Origin of the sequence: Pseudomonas sp. UBA7530 (assembly GCF_002479365.1) — a bacterium.
Lineage (GTDB): Bacteria > Pseudomonadota > Gammaproteobacteria > Pseudomonadales > Pseudomonadaceae > Aquipseudomonas.
Map to the genome: position 1 here is coordinate 604857 of NZ_DLMS01000011.1, position 19275 is coordinate 624131.

Annotated in this window: 16 protein-coding genes; 11 read left to right on the plus strand and 5 right to left on the minus strand. The window is 62.4% G+C overall.

What is annotated here, in order from left to right; translation table 11 throughout:
* Positions 1 to 35 precede the first annotated feature (35 nt).
* The 3 genes from aguB to B2U07_RS16780 all read right to left on the minus strand — a co-directional run bounded on the left by aguB (position 36) and on the right by B2U07_RS16780 (position 3341).
* A complete protein-coding gene (gene aguB / locus B2U07_RS16770; protein WP_275545628.1) occupies positions 36 to 917 on the minus strand; it encodes an N-carbamoylputrescine amidase in 882 nt (293 codons plus the stop codon).
* A gap of 303 nt (positions 918 to 1220) precedes the next feature.
* Positions 1221 to 1862: a TetR/AcrR family transcriptional regulator gene (locus tag B2U07_RS16775; RefSeq protein ID WP_275545627.1), complete on the minus strand. Its 642-nt coding sequence runs from the start codon at positions 1860 to 1862 to the stop codon at positions 1221 to 1223.
* Between the two features lie 99 nt (positions 1863 to 1961).
* Positions 1962 to 3341 carry a glutamine synthetase family protein gene (locus B2U07_RS16780; RefSeq protein WP_275545626.1) on the minus strand — a complete coding sequence of 460 codons (1380 nt, stop codon included), beginning with the start codon at positions 3339 to 3341 and terminating at the stop codon, positions 1962 to 1964.
* Positions 3342 to 4123: 782 nt separating this feature from the next.
* On the opposite strand from B2U07_RS16780, the gene B2U07_RS16785 reads away from it, so the two are divergent.
* The 7 genes from B2U07_RS16785 (at position 4124) to B2U07_RS16815 (ending at position 12484) form a co-directional block, all read left to right on the plus strand.
* Complete coding sequence (locus tag B2U07_RS16785) at positions 4124 to 5482, plus strand: glutamine synthetase family protein (protein ID WP_197858116.1); 1359 nt, start codon at positions 4124 to 4126, stop codon at positions 5480 to 5482.
* A 77-nt stretch (positions 5483 to 5559) separates the two neighbouring features.
* Entirely contained in the window at positions 5560 to 6933 is a 1374-nt protein-coding gene (locus B2U07_RS16790; RefSeq protein ID WP_275545625.1) for an aspartate aminotransferase family protein, read from the plus strand.
* A 151-nt stretch (positions 6934 to 7084) separates the two neighbouring features.
* Entirely contained in the window at positions 7085 to 8179 is a 1095-nt protein-coding gene (locus B2U07_RS16795) for a polyamine ABC transporter substrate-binding protein (RefSeq protein ID WP_275545624.1), read from the plus strand.
* Between the two features lie 227 nt (positions 8180 to 8406).
* A complete protein-coding gene (locus B2U07_RS16800) occupies positions 8407 to 9498 on the plus strand; it encodes a polyamine ABC transporter substrate-binding protein (protein ID WP_197858113.1) in 1092 nt (363 codons plus the stop codon).
* Between the two features lie 51 nt (positions 9499 to 9549).
* Complete coding sequence (potA, locus tag B2U07_RS16805) at positions 9550 to 10704, plus strand: polyamine ABC transporter ATP-binding protein (RefSeq protein WP_197858112.1); 1155 nt, start codon at positions 9550 to 9552, stop codon at positions 10702 to 10704.
* 23 nt (positions 10705 to 10727) lie between these two features.
* Positions 10728 to 11609, plus strand: coding sequence for an ABC transporter permease subunit (locus B2U07_RS16810; protein WP_275545718.1), 882 nt, complete (start codon positions 10728 to 10730; stop codon positions 11607 to 11609).
* Entirely contained in the window at positions 11606 to 12484 is an 879-nt protein-coding gene (locus B2U07_RS16815; RefSeq protein WP_275545623.1) for an ABC transporter permease subunit, read from the plus strand. Before B2U07_RS16810 ends, B2U07_RS16815 begins: the two co-directional genes overlap by 4 nt.
* Before the next feature lie 190 nt (positions 12485 to 12674).
* On the opposite strand, the gene B2U07_RS16820 is transcribed toward B2U07_RS16815, so the two are convergent.
* On the minus strand, positions 12675 to 14036 hold the full coding sequence (locus B2U07_RS16820) for an inorganic triphosphatase (RefSeq protein ID WP_275545622.1): 1362 nt from the start codon (positions 14034 to 14036) through the stop codon (positions 12675 to 12677).
* Positions 14037 to 14148: 112 nt separating this feature from the next.
* On the opposite strand from B2U07_RS16820, the gene B2U07_RS16825 reads away from it, so the two are divergent.
* From B2U07_RS16825 to argA, 4 genes are all read left to right on the plus strand, one after another.
* The gene (locus B2U07_RS16825; RefSeq protein ID WP_197858109.1) at positions 14149 to 14826 is read left to right on the plus strand and encodes a TIGR00153 family protein; all 678 of its coding nucleotides are present in this window, start codon (positions 14149 to 14151) and stop codon (positions 14824 to 14826) included.
* Between the two features lie 38 nt (positions 14827 to 14864).
* A complete protein-coding gene (locus B2U07_RS16830; protein ID WP_275545621.1) occupies positions 14865 to 16136 on the plus strand; it encodes an inorganic phosphate transporter in 1272 nt (423 codons plus the stop codon).
* Positions 16137 to 16204: 68 nt separating this feature from the next.
* The gene (gene argE, locus B2U07_RS16835; protein ID WP_275545620.1) at positions 16205 to 17371 is read left to right on the plus strand and encodes an acetylornithine deacetylase; all 1167 of its coding nucleotides are present in this window, start codon (positions 16205 to 16207) and stop codon (positions 17369 to 17371) included.
* 64 nt (positions 17372 to 17435) lie between these two features.
* Positions 17436 to 18734 carry an amino-acid N-acetyltransferase gene (argA, locus tag B2U07_RS16840; RefSeq protein ID WP_275545619.1) on the plus strand — a complete coding sequence of 433 codons (1299 nt, stop codon included), beginning with the start codon at positions 17436 to 17438 and terminating at the stop codon, positions 18732 to 18734.
* Positions 18735 to 19063: 329 nt separating this feature from the next.
* Here the strand turns inward: argA and rmf are convergent, their stop codons facing one another.
* Positions 19064 to 19255: a ribosome modulation factor gene (rmf, locus tag B2U07_RS16845; RefSeq protein WP_275545618.1), complete on the minus strand. Its 192-nt coding sequence runs from the start codon at positions 19253 to 19255 to the stop codon at positions 19064 to 19066.
* Positions 19256 to 19275: the final 20 nt, after the last annotated feature.

Consider the following 19275-nt stretch of genomic DNA (forward strand, 5'->3'; position numbering starts at 1 on the left):
GTGAGAAAAAGCCCCGGATTGCATCCGGGCTACGTTCATTCGGATGGGGTTTCGCCATCGAGCGTGGAAAGTGGCCAGTATAGGTTCGGCCGGCGGTCGCGGAACACACCCCAGGCGCTGCGCGTCTTCTCCAGCGCGTCCAGATCGAAGGCGTGCACCAGGATGCCCTCTTCGGTCTGGTTCAGCTCCTTGACCTTCTCGCCATATTGGTCAGCGATGAACGAGCTGCCATAGAAGGTGATGGCGTAGCCGTCCTGTTCTTCGCGGCCGATGCGGTTGCTGGCCACCAGCGGCATCAGGTTGGCCCCGGCATGCCCCTGCTGCACGCGCTGCCAGTGTTCGCGCGAGCTGATGCTGGCGTCGTGAGGCTCACTGCCGATGGCGGTGGGGTAGAAGAGAATTTCCGCACCCATCAGCGCCATGCTACGCGCGCACTCCGGGAACCACTGGTCCCAGCAAATGCCCACGCCGATACGTGCATAGGCGGTATCCCAGACCTTGAAGCCGGTATCGCCCGGATTGAAGTAGTACTTCTCGTGATATCCAGGGCCGTCGGGGATATGGCTTTTCCGATAAATCCCGAGATTCGTGCCGTCGGCATCGATGATGGCGATGCTGTTGAATCGCGCGCGGCCGGCGCGCTCGAAGAAGCTGATCGGTAGCACCACCTTCAGCTCTGCAGCGACTTTGCGAAAATGCGCGATGGCGAGGTTTTCCTCGACCGTGGTGGCCAGCTGGATGTAATCGGCGTTGGGCTTCTGGCAGAAGTAGGGCGTCTCGAACAGCTCCTGGATCAGAATGATCTGCGCGCCCTGAGCGGCTGCCTGGCGCACCAGCTGTTCGGCGTTGGCCATATTCGCGGCGGTATCCCAGGAGCAGGCCATCTGGGTCGCGGCAACGGTAACGATACGGGACATAAGGCACCTCGTAGCAGGAGTGCGGTCAGCCGAACCCGGTACTGACCTGTGGTGGCCCACGGGTCAAATCATCAGGGCCTTTTTTCGATTTATATCCGATAAATATCGGTATTAGAAGATGTGATTGGTCGGTTCTCGATAAAATTGCAGATTTTTATCGATCCTGATCGGGTGTGTGCTTGTGGGAGCGGACTTGTCCGCGAAAGGGGGCGCGGTGTTTTTTCGCGGACAAGTCCGCTCCCACAGAGGCTCCCAGGCTCCCAGGCACAGAGGCACGGGCTTGGGGGCGTGGCGATAGACCGGTCAGGCCAGCGGCGTGGCCCGTTTCGGCAGCGCAGCCGGCAGGTACAGGCCCAGGTAGGCGTCGAACACACGCATGCCTTCCTCGGCCAGGCGTGGCGCGATTTCACCGTACAGCTGCACTGCGTGGGCGTAGACGCGGTCGCCCAGCGACATGGCCAGGCTGAAGACCTCGATATCCGTCGGCAATTGCGGCAGGGGGAAGTGGCGGTCGAACAGCGCGCGCATCAGTCGGCCCAGCTCCAGGTCGTGCTGGTGATCGGCCTGGGTGATTTCCGCTAGGCCGTGCTGGGCGAGGATCAGCTGGCGCGCGGCGGCATCGGCTGCGTAGATGGCCAGCATGCGTTGCTCGACCAGGCGCGACAGATCGTGCCAGCTGCGCAGTGCGGCGTGGTCGACCGGCTCCAGCAGGCTGGCGCGAAAGGCCGCGTGCACGTCGGCAGTCAGCCCTTCGAGCAGGGCGGGCACGCTGGCGAAGAAGTGATACACCGAAGAAGGCGGAATACCCGCGCGCTCGGCCACCGTATAGATCGACAGGTTGGCCATGCCCTGTTCGGCCAACAGCTCGCGGGCTGCCGCGAGAATCACGGCGATACGGGCCTGGCTGCTGGCGCGCGGCTTGCGGGTGCTGGCTGGGCGCGACATGGCGGGCTCCTCGATGAACGAGGCGCTATTGGACGTCAGGCAAGGTCACTTGGGCAAGCATGCTCAGCCGCCCGCACCTGGGTGCGGGCGGCCTACGGTTTACACGGTGTGCAGGTACCAGTTGTACTCGAGGTCGGAGATGGTGGTCTCGAACTCCTGCAGCTCGGCTTCCTTGCATGCGACGAAGATGTCGATGTACTTCGGGTCGATGTACTTGTTCAGCACTTCGCTGTCGTCCAGCTCACGCAGGGCATCGCGCAGGTTGTTCGGCAGGCTGGGTTCGAGCTGATCGTAGGCGTTGCCTTCGATCGGCTCACCCGGTTCGATATGGTTGGTCAGGCCGTGGTGGATACCGGCGAGGATCGACGCCAGCATCAGGTAGGGGTTGGCGTCGGCGCCGGCCACACGGTGTTCGATACGTACTGCATCGGCGCTGCCGGTCGGTACACGCACGGCCACGGTACGGTTGTCCAGTGCCCAGCTTGGCGCGTTGGGCACGTAGAACTGCGCGCCGAAGCGACGGTAGGAGTTGACGTTGGGGCAGAGGAAGGCCATCGACGCGGCCATGGTATCGAGGATGCCGCCGACGGCATGACGCAGCGAGGTGTTCTCCAGCGGATCTTCGGCGGCGAAGATGTTCTTGCCGGTCTTCTTGTCCAGCAGCGAGATGTGCACGTGCAGGCCGTTGCCCGCCTGGCCCGGGTAGGGCTTGGCCATGAAGGTGGAATCCATCTCATGGTCGTAGGCGATGTTCTTGATCAGGCGCTTGAGCAGCAGCGCGTAGTCGCAGGCCTTGATGGCATCTTCGACGTGGTGCAGGTTGACCTCGAACTGCGCCGGGGCGCTTTCCTTGACGATGGCGTCGGCCGGGATGTCCTGCTCCTTGGCGGCTTCGAGCATGTCCTGCAGGCAGTCGACGTACTCGTCGAGGTCATCGATCAGATAGACCTGGGTGGAATGCGGGCGCTTGCCGGAGATCGGCGAACGCGGCGGCTGCGGACGGCCGTTCACGTTCTCCTGGTCGATCAGATAGAACTCCAGTTCGAAGGCTGCACAGATACGCAGGCCCAGTTCGTCGAACTTCTGTACCACCTGGCGCAATACCTCGCGCGGGTCGGCGAAGAAAGGCGTGCCGTCCAGCTCGTGCATGGTCATCAGCAGCTGCGCGGTCGGGCGCTTCTGCCAGGGCTCGTTGCACAGGGTATTGGGGATGGGGAAGCAGATACGGTCGGCGTCGCCGATGTCCAGGCCGAGGCCGGTGCTCTCGACGGTGGAGCCGTTGATGTCGAGGGCGAAGAGCGAGGCGGGCAGGTTGATGCCTTTCTCGTACACCTTGTGAAGGGCGTTCCGGTCGATGCGCTTGCCGCGCACCACACCATTCATATCTGCAATAAGAAGGTCGACGAACTGGACCTCGGGATGTTCCTTGAGGAACGCGTTCGCTTCGTTAAGCTGAACGGCACGCGGGGGTACCGACATGATGCAACACCTTTTTGTTAAATATATCAATCATGCGACTGCATGGGTGTGAGTCAATCCGAAACGCACTTTACTGTCAAGCAGGCTGCATAGTGCCCTGTAGTGGGGCGTGATGGCCATTTTTGGGGCGTTTCAAGGCCTTTCAGCCTGCCCCAAACGCTGATCTTTCAGGGTGCTCAGTGGGGTGTGTTCAATTTTTTACAGGGCTATTGTGTAAAAAAATGAACAAGGCTAAGCTCGGTTCAAACCCATAACAGCAATAATACGGGTGTCTCATGTTTTGCCTGCCGGCCATCGGCGTCAGCGCTTGTACCAGGACCATCGGTCACGCTACCTCCTCGCGCATCAGCGAGGCGAGTCTGCACATCATGCGGGCTCGCATGACCGCTGCAATGCGGCAACCTCCTTCCTCTGCGGCCTGCGTGCCGCGCGACCTGTCACGTCAGGTTCTTCGTCCACCCTATATTCTGCACGATAGCGTACGCGGCCAAGCACCGCTGCCTGGCATGCGCCTTGGCCCGCGTCATGCAATGTACGACCCGCTCGCCGGCTTCGCAGGTTTCGCGCAAGGCCGCGAGATAGACAGTCCGGCGCCTGCAGGCGAGGGCGAACAATTTTGTTTCGGTGGAGTGAAATGCAAGGTGTCGGAGGTGCCGCACCCCTAGTAGCATCCACACGAATATCTCGCCTTCTTCCAGGCCTTTGGTGAGGCTTGCAGGGAGAGGGCGGGGCAACGCTGAACCCGCTATAACGCAAGCAGGTTCTACAACCCTGAGGTCTCTATGAGTACCAAGTTAGACCAGCTCACGAGCTGGCTGAAAGAACGCAAAATCACCGAAGTCGAATGCCTGATCAGCGACCTGACCGGCATTGCCCGCGGCAAGATCTCGCCGACCAACAAGTTCCTCGACGAGAAGGGCATGCGCCTCCCCGAGAGCGTGCTGCTGCAGACCGTGACCGGCGACTATGTCGAGGACGACATCTATTACGACCTGCTGGACGAGGCGGACATCGACATGTTCTGCCGTCCAGACCCCAATGCGGTATTCGTCGTGCCCTGGGCCATCGAGCCCACCGCCATGGTGATTCACGACACCTTCGACAAGCAGGGCAACCCCATCGAGCTGTCGCCGCGCAACATCCTCAAGAAAGTGTTGCAGATGTATGCCGACAAAGGCTGGAAGCCCATCGTCGCACCTGAGATGGAGTTCTACCTGACCAAGCGCAATAGCGACCCGGACTTCCCGCTGGTCGCGCCGGTAGGGCGCTCCGGCCGGCCGGAAACCGGTCGCCAGAGCTTCTCCATCGACGCGGCGAACGAATTCGACCCGCTGTTCGAAGACATGTACGACTGGTGCGAGCTGCAAGGCCTGGATCTGGACACCCTGATCCACGAAGAAGGCCCGGCGCAGATGGAAATCAACTTCCGCCATGGCGACGCGCTGCACCTGGCCGACCAGATTCTGGTGTTCAAGCGCACCATGCGCGAAGCCGCGCTCAAGCATGACGTGGCGGCCACCTTCATGGCCAAGCCGATCACCGATGAGCCCGGCAGCGCCATGCACATCCACCAGAGCGTGGTGGACATCAAGACTGGCAAGAACATCTTCTCCAACGAAGACGGCACGATGAGCGAGCTGTTCATGCATCACATCGGCGGATTGCAGAAATACATCCCCGAGCTGCTGCCGCTGTTCGCGCCGAACGTCAATTCCTTCCGCCGCTTCCTGCCCGATACCTCGGCGCCAGTGAACGTGGAGTGGGGCGAGGAAAACCGCACCGTCGGCCTGCGTGTGCCGGAGGCCAGCCCGCAGAACCGCCGCGTGGAAAACCGCCTGGCCGGCGCCGATGCCAACCCCTACCTGGTGCTGGCGGCGACGCTGCTGTGCGGCTACATGGGCATGGTCGGCGGCGTTAACCCCGGCGCGCCGGTCAAAGGCCGTGGTTACGAGCGGCGCAACCTGCGTCTGCCGGTGACCATCGAAAGCGCTCTGGAGCGTATGGAAGCCTGCAAGGACGCTGAAAAGTTTCTCGGCGAGAAGTTCATCCGTGGCTATGTCGCGGTCAAGCGTGCCGAGCACGAGAACTTCAAGCGCGTGATCAGTTCCTGGGAGCGTGAGTTCCTGCTGCTGTCGGTATAGAGCGCCGTGGGAGGGGCTTCAGCCGCGACAGTCGCCGCTAAAGCGCCTCCCACGGGAGCTCCGGATAAGGTGTGGTAATGAACAAGCAAGCGAGCAATCCCAAGACTGCCCAGTGGCAGGCCCTGAGCCAGGCTCATCACCTGGCGCCGTTCAGTGATTACAAGCAGTTGGCCGAAAAGGGCCCGCGCATCATCACTGAGGCCAAGGGCGTGCACCTGTGGGACAGCGAGGGCAACAAGATCCTCGATGGCATGGCCGGTCTGTGGTGCGTGGCCGTGGGCTATGGCCGCGAGGAACTGGTCGAAGCTGCGGCTACGCAGATGCGCCAGTTGCCGTTCTACAACACCTTCTTCCAGACCGCCCACCCGCCGGTGCTGGAGCTGGCCCATGCCATCTCGCAACTGGCGCCGGCCGGTATGAACCACGTGTTCTTCACCGGCTCGGGCTCGGAAGGCAACGACACCATGCTGCGTCTGGTACGCCACTACTGGGCGTGCAAAGGCCAGCCGAACAAGAAAATCGTTATTGGTCGCGATAACGGTTACCACGGCTCCACCGTGGCCGGCGCCAGCCTCGGCGGCATGAAGTTCATGCACGAGCAGGGTGATCTGCCGATCCCCGGCATCGCCCATATTCCGCAGCCGTACTGGTTCGGCGAGGGCGGCGACCAGTCGCCGGAAGAATTCGGCATTTGGGCCGCCGACCAGCTGGAGAAGAAGATTCTCGAGCTGGGCGTGGACAATGTCGCCGCCTTTATCGCCGAGCCGATCCAGGGTGCCGGTGGGGTGATCATCCCGCCGGAAACCTACTGGCCGCGGATCAAGGAAATCCTCGCCAAGTACGACATCCTGTTCGTTGCCGATGAAGTGATTTGCGGTTTCGGCCGGACCGGCGAGTGGTTCGGCAGCCAGTACTACGACCTCAAGCCTGACCTGATGACCATCGCCAAGGGTTTGACCTCGGGCTACGTGCCGATGGGCGGGTTGATCGTCAGCGACAAGGTGTTCGAAGTGATCGAGGCGCATGGCGACTTCAACCACGGCTTCACCTATTCCGGTCACCCGGTAGCGGCGGCGGTGGGCTTGGAGAACCTGCGCATCCTCAAGGAAGAAGGCATCGTTGAACGCGTGAAAGCGGAAACGGCACCGTATTTGCAGCGTCGTCTGCGTGAACTGGCGGATCATCCGCTGGTGGGCGAAGTGCGCGGCGTCGGCATGCTCGGCGCCATCGAACTGGTGCAGGAGAAGGCGACGCGTAAGCGCTTCTCTGGCGATGTGGGCGTGGGCATGGTTTGCCGTGGGCACTGCTTCAACAATGGCCTGATCATGCGCGCGGTGGGCGACACCATGATCATCGCGCCGCCGCTGGTGATCAGCTTTGCCGAGATCGACGAACTGGTGGAAAAGGCACGCAAGTGTCTGGACCTGACGCTGGAACAGGTGGCGAGCTGAGTCGCTGTGAATACACAGCGTGCAGTCGGTTACCACGGGAAAGTTGTATCACCGCGATGACCTTGCCAGACTGCGCCAGAGTGCGCGGGCCGGCCAGACCGGAAGTACTTGCGCTCGATCGCAAAACGACAAAACAACAGGAGCTGTTCGCATGAAAATTTTCGGCAAGACTCTTCTTGCGTTGTCCCTGACCGCAGCCGTGGCTGGCGCTGCGCAGGCTGATAGCAAGGTACTGCATGTCTACAACTGGAGCGATTACATCGCCGAAGACACCATTGCCAATTTCGAGAAGGAAAGCGGCATCAAGGTGGTCTACGACGTCTTCGACAGCAACGAGACGCTGGAAGCCAAGCTCTTCGCGGGCAAGTCCGGTTACGACATCGTCGTGCCCTCGAACAACTTCCTGGCCAAGCACATCAAGGCCAAGGTCTACCAGCCGCTGGACAAGTCCAAGCTGACCTGGGACAACCTGGACAAGAACCTGCTCAAGACCGTCGAAGTCAGCGACCCGGGCAACCAGTACGCCTTCCCCTACATGTGGGGTTCGATCGGCATCGGCTTCAACCCGGAGAAGGTCAAGGCCGTGCTGGGTGAAAACGCCCCGGTGGACTCCTGGGACCTGCTGTTCAAGCCGGAAAACATCGAGAAGCTGAAGTCCTGCGGTGTGTCCTTCCTCGACTCGCCCACCGAGATCCTGCCGATCGCTCTGCAGTACCTCGGCCATGAGCCGACCAGCACCGACTCCAAGCAACTCAAGGAAGCCGAGGATCTGTTCATGAAGATCCGTCCTTCGGTGACCTACTTCCACTCTTCCAAGTACATCTCCGACCTGGCCAACGGCAACCTCTGCGTGGCCGTGGGTTATTCGGGCGACATTTACCAGGCCAAGTCCCGTGCCGAAGAGGCCGGCGGCAAGGTCGAGGTGGCCTACAACATTCCGAAGGAAGGTGCCGGCACCTTCTTCGACATGCTGGCCATTCCGGCGGATGCCGAGAACGTCGATGCGGCCTACACCTTCCTGAACTACCTGCTCAAGCCGGAAGTGATGGCGCAGATCACCAACGAAGTGCAGTTCCCCAACGGCAACGCCAAGGCCACCGAACTGGTCGACGAGGCGATCCGCAAGGACCCGGGCATCTACCCGAGCGAGGACGTGATGGCCAAGCTGTACGCCTTCCCTGACCTACCGGCCCCGGCACAACGTGCGATGACCCGCAGCTGGACCAAGATCAAATCCGGTCGCTGATCGAAGCAGTGCATGACCTGGCGGGCACGCCTGCCAGGTCACGCAGCAACACTTAAAAGGATCACGATAAAAGGGCCGGGATGGCCATCGTTTTGCGCCTGTTTGGGCTGAGAGCCTTGGGAAGTGGCGGTGCGGCCTGATCCGACTCCGGCGGTCGCTGATTCCTGACGCGTTTTCCTATAAAGTGCCGCGCTTTTTTAGCGGCGCACCAAAGCGAGGATGAAACTGTGCGAGTAACCCTGCCCAAGACTCTGATCGCCCTGGCAGCCGCTAGCCTGAGTGGAGCCGCTCTGGCCCAGCAGACGGTGCATATCTACAACTGGAGCGACTACATCGGCGAAGAGACGCTGGCCGAGTTCGAACAGGCCACTGGCATCAAGCCGGTCTACGACGTCTTCGATTCCAATGAAACGCTGGAAGGCAAGCTGCTCGCCGGTCGTACCGGTTATGACGTGGTGGTGCCGTCCAATCATTTCCTCGGCAAGCAGATCAAGGCCGGCGCGTTCCAGCCGCTGGACCGTACCAAGCTGCCGAACTGGAGCAACCTCGATCCGGCGCTGCTCAAGCAGCTCGAAGCCAACGATCCGGGCAACCAGTACGCCGTGCCCTATCTGTGGGGCACCAACGGCATCGGCTACAACGTCGAGAAGGTCAAGGCGGCGCTGGGTGTCGAAAAGATCGACTCCTGGGCCGTATTGTTCGAGCCGGAGAACATGAAGAAGCTCGCCAGCTGTGGCGTGTCCTTCATGGATTCGGCCGACGAGATGATTCCCTCGGTGCTCAACTACCTTGGCCTGGATCCGAACAGCCAGAGTGCCGATGACTACGCCAAGGCCGAAGCCAAGTTGATGGAAGTGCGTCCCTACGTGAGCTACTTCCACTCTTCGAAATACATCTCCGATCTGGCCAACGGCAACATCTGCGTGGCGTTCGGTTATTCGGGGGACGTTCTGCAGGCGGCCGACCGCGCCGAAGAGGCCGGAAAGGGCATCGAAATCGCCTATGCGATTCCCAAGGAAGGCGCCAACCTGTGGTTCGACATGCTGGCCATCCCCAAGGATGCCCGCAACCTCGAGCAAGCCCATGCCTTCATCAACTACCTCCTCGATCCCAAGGTGATCGCCGGCGTCAGCGACTATGTCGGCTATGCCAACCCCAACATCAATGCGGGGGAAATCATGGACCAGGAGATTCGTCAGGACGAGTCGGTGTATCCACCACAGGCCGTGCTGGACAAGTTGTACGTGATGGCCGAACTGCCGCCCAAGGCGCAGCGTCTGATGACCCGCAGCTGGACCAAGATCAAGTCGGGTCAGTAACCGTTTCAGCCCGGCCGGCATGGCCGGGCGCTATCTTCCGGGAGTTTCCGAATGGCTGTTGCCTCCAGCGCCTATAAAAAAGCCCTCGAAGGGGACCAGAAACCGAAAGAGGTGCTGGTCAAGATCGATCGGGTGACGAAGAAGTTCGACGAAACCGTAGCAGTCGACGATGTATCGCTGACCATCAACAAGGGCGAAATCTTCGCCCTGCTCGGTGGCTCGGGCTCCGGTAAATCCACGCTGCTGCGCATGCTCGCCGGTTTCGAGCGGCCGACCGAAGGGCGCATCATCCTCGATGGCGTCGACATCACTGACATGCCGCCGTACCAGCGGCCGATCAACATGATGTTCCAGTCCTACGCGCTGTTCCCGCACATGACCGTGGCGCAGAACATCGCCTTCGGTTTGCAGCAGGACAAGCTGCCCAAGGCCGAGATCGACGAGCGCGTGGCCGAGATGCTCAAACTGGTGCACATGACCCAGTATGCCAAGCGCAAGCCGCACCAGCTCTCCGGTGGCCAGCGCCAGCGTGTGGCCCTGGCCCGCTCCCTGGCCAAGCGTCCCAAGCTGCTGCTGCTCGACGAGCCGATGGGCGCGCTGGACAAGAAACTGCGTTCGCAGATGCAGCTGGAACTGGTGGAAATCATCGAGCGCGTCGGCGTGACCTGCGTGATGGTGACCCATGACCAGGAAGAGGCCATGACCATGGCCCAGCGCATCGCCATCATGCACCTGGGCTGGATCGCCCAGACCGGCAGCCCGGTGGACATCTACGAGACGCCGACCAGCCGCCTGGTGTGCGAATTCATCGGCAACGTCAACCTGTTCGACGGGCAGATCACGACCGACGAAGTCGACCACGCGATCATAGATTGCCCGCAACTGGACAAGCCGATCTACATCGGTCACGGCGTCAGCACCCGCGCCGAGGACAAGAAAGTCAGCTACGCACTGCGCCCCGAGAAGTTGCTGATGGCCACCGCGCTGCCGGACGATCACGAGCACCCGCAATACAACTGGAGCCATGGCCACGTGCATGACATCGCCTACCTCGGCGGTCATTCGGTCTACTACGTCAAGCTCACCTCCGGGCAGGTCGTACAGTGCTTCATCGCCAACGCCGAGCGCCGCGGCAAGCGTCCGACCTGGGACGATCCGGTGGTGGTGTACTGGGAAGACGACAGCGGCGTGGTACTGCAATCATGAAAATGAGCAAACTGGCGCGGTATCTGCCCAGTGGGCGGCATGCCGTGATCGGCATTCCGTTCCTCTGGCTGTTCATGTTCTTCCTGCTGCCGTTCATCATCGTGCTGAAGATCAGCTTCGCCGAGGCGGACGTGGCGATCCCGCCGTACACGGAGATCTACGAGTGGGCGGACAACAAGCTGACGCTGTTGCTGAACTTCGGCAACTACATCTTCCTCACCGAGGATGCCCTGTACTTGGCCGCCTACCTGGGGTCGTTGAAGGTGGCTTTCTTCAGTACCCTGCTGTGCTTGGTGATCGGCTACCCGATGGCCTACGCCATTGCCAGGGCTCCGAAGTCGCAGCAAACCGTGCTGCTGCTGCTGATCATGATGCCGACCTGGACTGCGATCCTGATTCGCGTCTACGCCTGGATGGGCATCCTCGGCAATAACGGCCTGCTCAACAGCCTGCTGATGGGCATCGGCCTGATCGACTCGCCGCTGCAGATTCTCAATACCAACACCGCGGTCTACATCGGCGTGGTCTATTCGTACCTGCCGTTCATGATCCTGCCGCTCTACGCCAACCTGGTGAAGCACGACCTCAGCCTGCTGGAGGCCGCCTCCGACCTGGGTTCGAGCAACTTCAACAACTTCTGGAAGATCACCGTACCGCTGTCGAAGAACGGCATCATTGCCGGCTCGATGCTGGTGTTCATCCCGGTGGTCGGTGAGTTCGTCATCCCCGAACTGCTCGGCGGTCCGGAGACCCTGATGATCGGCAAGGTGCTGTGGCAGGAGTTCTTCAACAACCGCGACTGGCCGGTAGCCTCCGCTCTGGCGGTGGTGATGCTGGCGATCCTGATCGTGCCGATCATCCTGTTCAACCGTAACCAAGCCAAAGAGCTGGAGGGCCGCCCATGAAGCGTTTCAGTTTCTCCAGCCTCATGCTCTGGGTCGGTTTGGTCTTCATCTACCTGCCCATGGTCATCCTGGTCATTTACTCGTTCAACGCCTCGCGGCTGGTAACGGTCTGGGGCGGCTGGTCGGTCAAGTGGTACGTCGGCCTGCTGGACAACTCCCAACTGATGAACGCGGTGATGCGCTCGCTGGAAATCGCCTGCTATACCGCGATTGCAGCGGTGGCGCTGGGCACCCTGGCGGCCTTCGTGCTGACCCGCATCACCCACTTCAAGGGGCGCACGCTGTTCGGTGGTCTGGTCACCGCACCGCTGGTGATGCCGGAAGTGATCACCGGCCTGTCCCTGCTGCTGTTGTTCGTGCTGATGGCGCAGCTGATCGGCTGGCCAATGCAGCGCGGCATGGCCACCATCTGGATCGCCCACACCACCTTCTGCTCGGCCTACGTGGCGGTAGTGGTGTCGTCGCGCCTGCGTGAACTGGACATGTCCATCGAAGAGGCCGCCATGGACCTGGGTGCTCGGCCGTGGAAGGTGTTCTTCCTGATCACCGTGCCGATGATCGCGCCGTCGCTGGCAGCGGGCGCCATGATGTCCTTCGCCCTGTCGCTGGACGACCTGGTTCTGGCCAGCTTCGTATCCGGTCCGGGCTCGACCACCCTGCCGATGGAGATCTTCTCCGCCGTGCGCCTGGGGGTTAAGCCGGAGATCAACGCGGTGGCCAGCCTGATCCTGCTGGCGGTGTCGTTCGCCACCTTCCTGGCCTGGTTCTTCGCCCATCGTGCCGAGGAAAAACGCAAGAAAGCCATGCAGCAGGCGATGGACGAGACCACCAATCCATCCTGGCAGCCGGCCAGCGGTCAAAGCAGCAGTCACTGAGCTGCAGGCTGAAACCAAAACGGGCCCCGCAGGGCCCTTTTTTTTGTTGCGCTGGGTAGGGCGGTGTCTGCCATCCCTTAGATGCTTCGCGGACAAGTCCGCTCCCACAGATCGGGAAGGGCCTTCAAGCCTCTTTGTGGGAGCGGACTTGTCCGCGAAGTTGTTGCTGCATCCAGCGTGCAGTCGCCCCCTACACCAGCGCCTTCCACGCCTTGAGGCTGCTCACGATCTGCGCCTGGGTCGCGCGCAACTGACGCTGCTCGTCGTCCAGTTTCTGCTGCGCCAGGTCATACAGCTTGTTCAGCTCGCCATACAGACGGTCGACCTCGGGCACCTCCAGCACGCCGCGCGCCAGGCGCAGCCAGACCAGCAGGCGCTCCAGGCGCGGCATCTGTTCAGCCAGGTCTTCCGGCTGCTGCTGGTAGCGGCGTAGCTGCAGGGCAGTGCCTTCTTCGCCCAGCAAGGTCGGCAGCCAGTTGCCAAGCGCGGCGTTGCCCTGGCGGGTGCCACGGTTGTTGCGCTCTGTTGCCCAGCTACGTAGCAGCAGCCAGTGCGACAGCTTTAGCGACAGCAGGCCCCAGCGGCAGCCATCCAGTTCGGCGGCAAACAGCGCCGGAGCGTTGCGCCGCATGCTGTCGTCGTCCTGGCCAGCCGCCAGGCGCGGACGCCAGTCATCGAGCAGCGCGTCGAGCGCTTCGCGCAGCTCACGCGAGCTGGCGCGGGGCGCGGCCTGACCGAGGCTGGCTAGGAGGGCGCGCAGGTCGATCAGTTGCTCCAGCCATTGCTGCAGCAGGCTCCAGTGACCGTTCCAGCGATACTGCTCGGCCAGGCGCTGGCTGGCGCCGAGCAGATGCCAGGCGAGCGCGGCGAAGGCGTCGTCCAGGCTCATTTCGCCATTCAGGGCAGGAGCGGGCAGGCTCAGGCTGTAGCTGCCGGCATCGAACAGTCGATAGCCGCGCTCGGCCTTGCTGATGTCGCAGGGCATCAGCGGCAGGTCCGCCGCCAGCTCGCAGGCCAGCTCCAGCAGCGCCGCCGGTTCGCCCTGGCGCAGCTCCAGCTCAAGTTCGCAGATCTCTTCTTCACCCTCGCCGGCAACGACCTTGCCCAGATCCAGTGCGGCCTCGATGACCACCTTGGCCTTGCCGCGACCCCAGGCGATTTCGGCCTTCTCGCGGACGAAATCGGTGGTGAACAGCGGTTGCAGGGTTTTCTTGTCCAGATCGGCCAGGCTGGCCGGCCAGCAGCTGTCGTCGAGCTTTTTCAGGTCCAGCTTGGCCTTGCTCAGGTGCCAGTCCCATTCGTTGCGCTCGGACAGGCCGGCGACGCTCTGGCCGCGGCTTTTCAGCGTCTGGATGAACTGCTCGCCGTCACGGCGCAGACGCAGGGCGACCTTGGCATTGGCCAGTTCGCGGTCTGCGGTGTCGTAGTACTGATTGAACAGCTCGCCGCGCTGCCAACCGCTCTTGTTGCGCTTCTTCAACAGCGTGTGCTCGCGCAGGGCTGCCAGGGTGGCGCGGCTGACGCGCAGTTTGATTTCGGTTTCTTTGGCCATGATGGAGAGCTAGAACGCCTTTTATGAAAATGTGACAGACCGATGACGCGTGCTGGCGAATGACGAAACCGGTCCCTATACTTGCGGCCTTCTCAAAACGGGGGCTTACCCTATGCCTATCAATCCCTTTGTCAGCCTGTTCGGCCGTTCACCTATCGGCCCCATGCAACAGCATATCGCCAAGGCCCACGAGTGCGCGGCGAACCTGATGCCTTTCTTCGAGGCCGTAATGGCCGAGGATTGGGCCAAGGTGGAACAGGTACAACAGGAGATGTCCCGGCTGGAGCACGAGGCTGACAAGCTGAAGAAAAGCGTGCGCCTGCACCTGCCCAAGAGCCTGTTCCTGCCGGTGCCGCGTTCGGACCTGCTGGAGCTGCTCAGTGTACAGGACAAAGTCGCCAACCGTGCCAAGGACATCGCCGGCCTGATGCTCGGCCGGCAGATGGCCATTCCGCAGCCGCTGCAGCCGCTGATGCGGACCTACGTGCAGCGTAGCGTGGACGCCAGCGCCCAGGCGCTGAAGGCGATGAACGAGCTGGACGAGCTGCTCGAGACCGGTTTCGCCGGTCGTGAGGCCGAGCTGGTGGAAACCCTCATCGAGGAGCTCGGTTCGATCGAGAACGATACCGATCGCCTGCAGATCGAGGTCCGTCGCCACCTGTTCAAGCTGGAGAAGGATCTTCCCCCGGTCGATGTGATGTTCCTCTATCAGATCATCGACTGGATCGGCGATGTCGCCGACCGTGCCCAACGAGTGGGCAACCGACTGGAACAACTGCTGGCGCGCTAAGCGCCAGTGTCCTTTCTGGGATCTACGGAAACTAATTTATGTCTCTGATTGCGGACTACGGGCTGGTTCTGCTCGTTCTTGCCTGCCTTTTCGGTTTTTTCATGGCCTGGGGTGTTGGAGCCAACGATGTAGCCAATGCTATGGGCACATCCGTTGGCTCGCGTGCACTGACCATCAAGCAGGCGATCATCATCGCCATGGTCTTCGAATTCGCCGGTGCCTATCTGGCCGGCGGCGAGGTGACCGAAACCATCAAGAACGGCATCGTCGATGCCAATCTGATCAGCCCTAATCTGATGGTGCTGGGCATGATGTCGGCATTGCTGGCTGCCGGCACCTGGCTTCTGGTGGCCTCGACGCGTGGCTGGCCGGTGTCCACCACCCACACCATCGTCGGCGCAGTGATCGGTTTCGCTGCGGTCGGCGTGTCGATGGACGCGGTGCACTGGGGCGGTGTCGGCCCCATCGTCGCCAGCTGGGTGGTCACGCCGATGCTGGCCGGGATCATCTCCTTCTGCCTGTTCGTCAGCGTGCAGAAGCTGATCATCGATACCGACAACCCGTTCATGAACGCCAAGCGCTACGTGCCGCTGTACATGTTCATCACCGGCTTCATGATTTCACTGATGACCATGACCAAGGGCCTCAAGCATGTCGGCCTGAACCTCTCCAGCACCGAGGGCTTCCTGCTCTCGATCGGCATCGGTGTGCTGGTCATGCTGATTGGTATCGCTCTGCTCAGCCGCATTCACGTCGATGCCGAAGCCGACAAGGCTTTCCACTTCTCCAGCGTGGAGAAGGTGTTCGCCATCCTGATGATCTTCACCGCCTGCTCCATGGCCTTCGCTCATGGCTCCAATGATGTGGCCAACGCGGTCGGCCCGCTGGCCGCCATCGTCGGTGTGATCCAGAGTGGCGGCGAGCTTGCCGCTGGGCAGAAGTCGCTGGTACCGGGCTGGATCCTGCTGCTGGGCGCGCTGGGCATCGTGGTCGGTCTGGCCACCTACGGCTATAAGGTCATCGCCACCATCGGCAAGGAAATCACCGAGCTGACCCCCAGCCGTGGCTTCGCCGCCGAACTGGCTGCCGCCACTACCGTGGTCAGCGCCTCCGGCCTGGGCCTGCCGGTATCCACCACCCACACCCTGGTCGGCGCCATTCTCGGTGTCGGCCTGGCGCGCGGCATCGGTGCGCTGAACCTGGGCATGATCGGCAAGATCTTCCTGTCCTGGATCATCACCCTGCCAGCTGGCGCGATCCTGTCGATCGTCTTCTTCTTCATTCTGCGCGCGCTGTTCGGCGGGGTCTGATTCCATCCCGGCGGTTTCACCGACAAGGCGATGCCCCTATGATGGGGCACCGTCCGAGGAGATCGCCGATGCCCCTGCCATCCTTCCGAGAGCAGTTCGCCGCGCTGATCGCAGCGCCATCGGTGAGCTGTACCCAGCCCAACTGGGACCAGACCAATGCGCCGGTCATCGAGCTGCTTGCCGCCTGGCTCGGTGATCTGGGTTTTACCTGCGAAACCCAGCAGATTGCCCCCGGCAAGTTCAACCTGCTCGCCAGCTATGGCTCCGGCCCTGGCGGCCTGGTGCTGGCCGGACACAGCGATACCGTGCCCTTCGACGCCGCCCTGTGGCAGACCGACCCGCTCAAGCTGAGCGAAGTGGGCGACCGCTGGGTGGGCCTCGGCAGTTGCGACATGAAGGGCTTCTTCGCCCTGGCCATCGAAGCCGTGCGGCCGCTTCTCGACCAGCCCTTCAAGCAACCTTTGCTGATTCTCGCCACCTGCGACGAGGAAAGCTCCATGGCTGGCGCCCGGGCCCTGGCCGATGCCGGGCGGCCGCTGGGCCGTGCGGCCGTGATTGGCGAGCCCACCGGCCTCAAGCCGATCCGCCTGCACAAGGGCATAATGATGGAGCGCATCGATATCCTCGGGCGCAGCGGCCACTCCTCTGATCCCGCGCTCGGCCACAGTGCGCTGGAGGCCATGCAGGACGTGATGGGCGAGCTGCGCGGCCTGCGCGCGCAATGGCAACGCGAGTTCAACAACCCCCAGTTCAGCGTGCCGCAGCCGACGCTGAACCTCGGCTGCATCCACGGCGGCGACAATCCCAATCGCATCTGCGGTCAGTGTGCGCTGGAGTTCGACCTGCGGCCGTTGCCGGGCATGGACGCGGAGCAGCTGCGTGAGGCCATTCGCGGCAAGCTGCAGCCGCTGGCGCTCAAGCATCAGGTGCGCATCGACTATGGTCCGCTGTTCCCGGAAGTGCCGCCGTTCGAACAGCGCGCCGATGCCGAGCTGGTGCGTCTGGCCGAGCGCCTCACCGGGCACAGCGCGCAGGCGGTGGCGTTCGGTACCGAGGCGCCTTATCTTCAGCAGCTGGGCTGCGAGACCCTGGTGCTCGGCCCCGGCGACATCGATTGCGCGCACCAGCCAGGGGAACACCTGGAACTGGCCCGCATCGAACCTACCGTGGCGCTGTTGCGCCAACTGATCCAACACTATTGCCTGAGCCGGAGCGAAGACGTGCAGCGACGATGAGACCGACCTTCTGACCGAACATGACGGCCATGCCGTCCTAAGTCTCTACGTTAATGGATTGCTCATGCACGACTACGTCAATTGGCTACGCCACGCTTCGCCCTACATCAACGCCCACCGCGACCGCACCTTCGTGGTCATGCTGCCGGGCGAGGGCGTGGCTCACCCGAACTTCGCCAATATCGTCCACGACCTGGTGCTGCTGCACAGCCTTGGCGTGCGCCTGGTGCTGGTGCATGGTTCGCGCCCGCAGATCGAGGCACGCCTTGCCGCGCGTGGCCTGACCCCGCACTACCATCGCGACCTGCGCATCACCGATGCACCGACCCTGGAATGCGTGATCGATGCCGTCGGCCAGCTGCGCATCGCCATCGAGGCGCGCCTGTCGATGGACATGGCCGCCTCGCCGATGCAGGGCTCGCGCCTGCGCCTGACCAGCGGCAACTTCGTCACCGCACGGCCAATCGGCGTGCTCGACGGCATCGACTACCACCACACCGGCGAAGTGCGGCGCATCGACCGCAAGGGTATCAACCGCCAGCTCGACGAGCGCAGCATCGTGCTGCTGTCGCCACTGGGTTATTCGCCCACCGGAGAAATCTTCAACCTGGCCTGCGAGGACGTCGCCACCCGCGCCGCCATCGACCTGGGCGCGGACAAACTGCTGCTGTTCGGCGCCGAGGACGGCCTGCTCGACGACAATGGCAAGCTGGTGCGCGAACTGCGTCCGCAACAGGTGCCGGCGCATCTGGCGCGCCTGGGCAGCAACTACCAGGGCGAACTGCTCGATGCCGCCGCCGAGGCCTGCCGGGGTGGCGTGAAACGCAGCCATATCGTCAGCTACGCCACCGACGGCGCGCTGCTCAGCGAGCTGTTCACCCGTACCGGTAACGGCACCCTGGTGGCCCAGGAGCAGTTCGAATCCCTGCGCGAGGCGAGCATCGAGGATGTCGGCGGCCTGATCGAGCTGATCAGCCCGCTGGAAGAGCAGGGCATTCTGGTACGACGTTCGCGCGAGGTGCTGGAGCGCGAGATCGAGCAATTTAGCATCGTCGAGCGCGAAGGGCTGATCATTGCCTGCGCGGCGCTGTATCCGATCGCCGATTCCGATTGTGGCGAGCTGGCCTGCCTGGCGGTCAACCCCGATTACCGCCACGGCGGCCGTGGCGACGAATTGCTCGAGCGTATCGAGGCCAGGGCGCGGGCGCAGGGGATCAAGACCCTGTTCGTGCTCACCACCCGCACCGCCCACTGGTTCCGCGAGCGCGGCTTCGAGCCGAGCAGCGTCGAGCGCATGCCTACCGCGCGGGCATCGCTGTACAACTACCAGCGCAATTCCAAGGTGTTCGAGAAGGTGTTATAGGCGGGCTAGAGCAGGCCGGGTCTGTAGGAGCGGATTTATCCGCGAGCTTCGCGGCTGAGGCCGCTCCTACACTTGGAGCGATGCGGAAGGCCAAGGCCGAGCATGTAGCCCGGATGCAATCCGGGACAGCGAGCCAGAATACCCCCGGATTTCATCCGGACTACATCTCCACCAGCGCAATCCCAGGTGTGCGAGAAGGCGTTGTAGGCGGGGCGAGAACAGGCCGGAACTGTAGGAGCGGATTTATCCGCGAGCTTCGCGGCTGAAGCCGCTCCTACGCTTGGAGCGATGCAGGAGGCCAAAGCCCCTTCCGCGGTGCGTTCAGAGATTCAGGCGCTGCGCTGCTGCAGGCGCAGCTGTTCGGAGCCATCGTCCCAGCCGGCCTCCCAGGCTGCCGCAGGGATTTCCTCAGGGTAGGGCTGGCGGGTTCGGGCCTGGCCGGTGAGGCCGGCCATATAGCCTTGCTGGTAGGCCTTGGTCAGGCTCTCCAGGCTCCATTGCGGCGTGGCGTCTTCGGCCATGGGCGCTGCTCGTCTATCGT